The following is a 3,898-nucleotide window of genomic DNA, read 5'->3' as shown; positions in this document are numbered from 1 at the left end:
GCCCGGACGGCGCGGTGATCGACGCGACGCCCGGCAAGAGTATCTGCGACAACCTGCTCGATCACGGGATCGAGATCGAACATGCATGCGAGAAGTCGTGCGCATGCACGACGTGCCACGTGGTGATCCGCGAAGGCTTCAACGATCTGACGCCGTCCGAGGAGGACGAGGACGATCTGCTGGACAAGGCGTGGGGCCTCGAGCCGACGTCGCGTCTGTCGTGCCAGGCGATCGTGAAGGAAGATTCGGACCTGGTGGTCGAGATCCCGAAGTACTCGATCAACCACGCGAAGGAAAATCACTGACAGGAACCGGAGGCAGGCGATGAAATGGACCGATTCGCGTGAAATAGCCATTGCGCTGGCGGACAAGCACCCCGACATCGACCCGCAGCGGATCAACTTCGTCGACCTGCGCCAGTGGGTGCTCGAGCTCGACGGCTTCGACGACGATCCGACGCATTCCGGCGAGAAGATCCTCGAGGCGATCCAGGCACACTGGATCGACGAATCGGATTTCGACGACGAGGACTGATCGACCCCGACCCGAACGGCCACGGCGTGCGCTGCAACGGTGCACGCCGCGTCAATGAAAACGGCTCGTGAGCGCTTGCTCGCGAGCCGTTTTCGTTTTGGGCGACGCCGCGCACGACGTGCAGGCAGCGGGACGCCGGCGACTACACGATCAGTTTCAAGCGCCGACCAGCGTGCCGTTCTCGATCCGCACGCGCTGACCCTGGCCGAACGGCGGCGGGTTGTGGTACGTGAACGTGCGCGTCGCGCCGCTTTCCATCTGCACTTGCACCTGATAGTCGGTTTCCGCGCGGACCTGCTTCTCGACCTGGTTGCCGGCGAGACCGCCGCCCAGCGCGCCGATGATCGTCATCGCGGTGCGGCCGTTGCCGTTACCGAACTGGTTGCCGAGCAGGCCACCGGCCGCTGCGCCGCCCACGGCGCCGATCCCCGAGCTCTGGCCCGGCGTGCGCGTCTGCGTGATCGCGACGACCGTACCGCAGCTCTGGCAGTAGGCCTGCGCCGGCGCCGACGGCTGCTGCGCGTATTGCGGCGGCTGCGGCGCGGTCGTGTGACGGCGGTGCGGCGCGGCCGGGCGCGGCGCGGGCTTCGGCTCGGCCTGCGCGACGGCGGCCTTCTGCTGCGCGGCGGCCTGTTCCGCGGCTTGCCGCTGCGCTTGCGCGGCCAGCGCGGCGCTGGCGGCCGCGGCCGTATCGACGGCCGGTTGCGACGCGATCAGCGCGGCCTGGGTCTGGCCATTCTGTTCATTGCTGCTGGTGGCTTTCGGGAAGACGCCCGTGATCGCTGCCGTCGCCGCGAGGCTGGCGACGATAACGGCGCCCGCTGCGGTGGCGATCAGCGGGTGGAGGCGTTGCTTTTGCGGCGTGGTCTGAGTCTGATTGTCCATTTTTTTCTCCAAGGTCGATCCGCATCGGCGCGCTGCGCCGGAGCAGGATCCCACGCTCGGGAGCGAGCAGACTCGGCGTTCCGGCGCCTCGTTCTGGTCCCGTGGTCATGCGTGGTGACGCAACAGGAGTGTCGTCCACGGCCCAGCGGCGCGCCGTATCAAGGTGTAACGAATTGCAGCGCGGGATCAGCGCTTGCTACCGGGAAAACCCGGAGAAGGGCGTCGCGACAAGGGAATAAAACAGGGGAGGATCGAAGGCCGGCAGACGCCGGCTGGCGGGATTTACGCGTCGTTACAAAGCCGACGCGTGCGCGCCACGGGGCGCGGCGCACACGCGGTCGCGGGCGTCAGTCTTCGCGGCGCAGATGCGGGAACAGCAGCACGTCGCGGATCGTCGGGCTGTCGGTCAGCAGCATCACGAGACGGTCGATGCCGATCCCGCAGCCGCCGGTCGGAGGCATCCCGTATTCGAGCGCGCGGATGTAGTCGGCGTCGAAGAACATCGCTTCCTCGTCGCCCGCGTCCTTCTGCTCGACCTGCTTCTTGAAGCGCGCGGCCTGGTCTTCCGGATCGTTCAGCTCCGAGAAGCCGTTCGCGATCTCGCGGCCGGTCATGAACAGCTCGAAACGCTCGGTGATGCCCGGCACCGTATCCGACGCGCGTGCGAGCGGCGACACCTCGACCGGGTAGTCGATGATGAACGTCGGTTCCCACAGCTGCGCTTCGGCCGTTTCCTCGAACAGCGCGAGCTGCAGCGCGCCGATGCCGGCGTTCAGGAACGCCGGCTGCGACACGTCGACGCCGAAGCGCTTCAGTTCGGTGCGCAGGAACGCGTCGTCCGACAGCTGGCCGTCGGTGTAGTCCGGTGCGTACTTCTGGATCGCCTGCGTGATCGTCAGGCGATGGAACGGCTTCGCGAGGTCGAGTTCACGGCCTTGATACTGGATCGTCGCGGTGCCGAGCGCATCGATCGCCGCCTGGCGGATCAGTTGCTCGGTGAAGTCCATCAGCCAGCGGTAGTCGGTGTACGCGGCGTAGAACTCCATCATCGTGAATTCCGGATTGTGACGCGGCGACACGCCTTCATTCCGGAAATTGCGGTTGATCTCGAACACGCGCTCGAAGCCGCCGACGATCAGGCGCTTCAGGTACAGTTCCGGCGCGATGCGCAGGAACATCTGCATGTCGAGCGCATTGTGATGCGTGACGAACGGCTTCGCGGCCGCGCCGCCCGGGATCGGGTGCAGCATCGGCGTCTCGACTTCCATGAAGTCGGCGTTGTCCATGAACTTGCGGATCGACGCGATCGTCTTCGTGCGGGCGCGGAACGTGTCGCGCGTTTCCGGCGTGACGATCAGGTCGACGTAGCGCTGGCGATAGCGCATTTCCTGGTCGGACAGCCCGTGGAACTTGTCCGGCAGCGGACGCAGCGCCTTCGACAGCAGGCGCAGCTCCTTGCACTGGACCGACAGCTCGCCCTTGTTGGTGCGGAACAGCACGCCGCGCGCGGCGACGATGTCGCCGAGGTCCCACTTCTTGAACGCGTCGTAGGTGTCGGCGCCGACGTCGTTCGGCGTCACGAAGAACTGGATCTGGCCCGAGCCGTCCTGCACCGTCGCGAAGCTCGCCTTGCCCATCACGCGCTTGAGCATCATGCGGCCGGCCACCGACACCTCGACCGGGTTCGCTTCGAGCGCGGCCTTGTCCGAATCGGCGAATTTGGCCTGCAGGTCGGCTGCGTGGTGCTCGGGGCGGAAATCGTTCGGGTAGGCGACGCCTTGCTCGCGCAACGCGCGCAGCTTCTCGCGGCGCTCGGCGATGATCTGGTTTTCGTCCGCCGTGACGGCGGGCTGCGTTTGGGTCGGTTCGGTCATGATGGTCGGAATTCGGAGTGGGGTGCGGCAACGCAAACGGAAAGGGCGGCGCGGGCCGGCCGCGCCGCGGCGCTTACACGCCCTGTTTGAGGCTCGCGCTGATGAAGTCGTCGAGGTCGCCGTCGAGCACCGCCCGCGTGTTGCTCATTTCGACGTTCGTGCGCAGGTCCTTCACGCGACTCTGGTCGAGCACGTACGAGCGGATCTGGTGGCCCCAGCCCACATCGGTCTTGCTCGATTCGAGCTTGTCCTGCTCGGCCTGGCGCTTGCGCATTTCGACTTCGTACAGGCGCGACTTCAGCATCGCCATCGCTTCGGCGCGGTTGCGGTGCTGCGAGCGGTCGTTCTGGCACTGCACGACGATGCCCGTCGGCATGTGCGTGATCCGCACCGCGGAGTCGGTCTTGTTGATGTGCTGGCCGCCCGCGCCCGACGCGCGGTACGTGTCGATGCGCAGGTCGGCCGGGTTGATCTCGACTTCGATCGAATCGTCGATTTCCGGATAGACGAACACCGACGAGAACGACGTGTGGCGGCCGCCCGACGAGTCGAACGGCGACTTGCGCACGAGGCGGTGGATGCCCGTTTCGGTGCGCAGGAAGCCG

Annotated in this window: 5 protein-coding genes; 2 read left to right on the top strand and 3 right to left on the bottom strand. The window is 66.4% G+C overall.

What is annotated here, in order from left to right; genetic code table 11:
• Both fdx and iscX read left to right on the top strand, forming a co-directional pair.
• On the top strand, positions 1 to 305 hold a 305-nt coding region (fdx, locus tag JMF90_RS27650; RefSeq protein ID WP_201325676.1), incomplete at its 5' end, for an ISC system 2Fe-2S type ferredoxin.
• 19 nt (positions 306 to 324) lie between these two features.
• On the top strand, positions 325 to 534 hold the full coding sequence (gene iscX / locus JMF90_RS27645) for a Fe-S cluster assembly protein IscX (RefSeq protein WP_006478393.1): 210 nt from the start codon (positions 325 to 327) through the stop codon (positions 532 to 534).
• Between the two features lie 156 nt (positions 535 to 690).
• On the opposite strand, the gene JMF90_RS27640 is transcribed toward iscX, so the two are convergent.
• From JMF90_RS27640 to JMF90_RS27630, 3 genes are all read right to left on the bottom strand, one after another.
• On the bottom strand, positions 691 to 1,419 hold the full coding sequence (locus tag JMF90_RS27640; RefSeq protein WP_027813471.1) for a glycine zipper 2TM domain-containing protein: 729 nt from the start codon (positions 1,417 to 1,419) through the stop codon (positions 691 to 693).
• A gap of 347 nt (positions 1,420 to 1,766) precedes the next feature.
• Complete coding sequence (gene lysS / locus JMF90_RS27635) at positions 1,767 to 3,293, bottom strand: lysine--tRNA ligase (protein ID WP_006478395.1); 1,527 nt, start codon at positions 3,291 to 3,293, stop codon at positions 1,767 to 1,769.
• A gap of 73 nt (positions 3,294 to 3,366) precedes the next feature.
• Positions 3,367 to 3,898, bottom strand: a 532-nt coding sequence (locus tag JMF90_RS27630) for a peptide chain release factor-like protein (protein WP_201325675.1), incomplete at its 5' end; no start/stop codon positions are given.

This window comes from Burkholderia sp. E168m23, assembly GCF_016586125.1.
Classification (GTDB): domain Bacteria; phylum Pseudomonadota; class Gammaproteobacteria; order Burkholderiales; family Burkholderiaceae; genus Burkholderia; species Burkholderia orbicola.
Note: the sequence above shows the minus strand (reverse complement) of the source record. Positions and strands in the feature narration are given on the sequence as shown.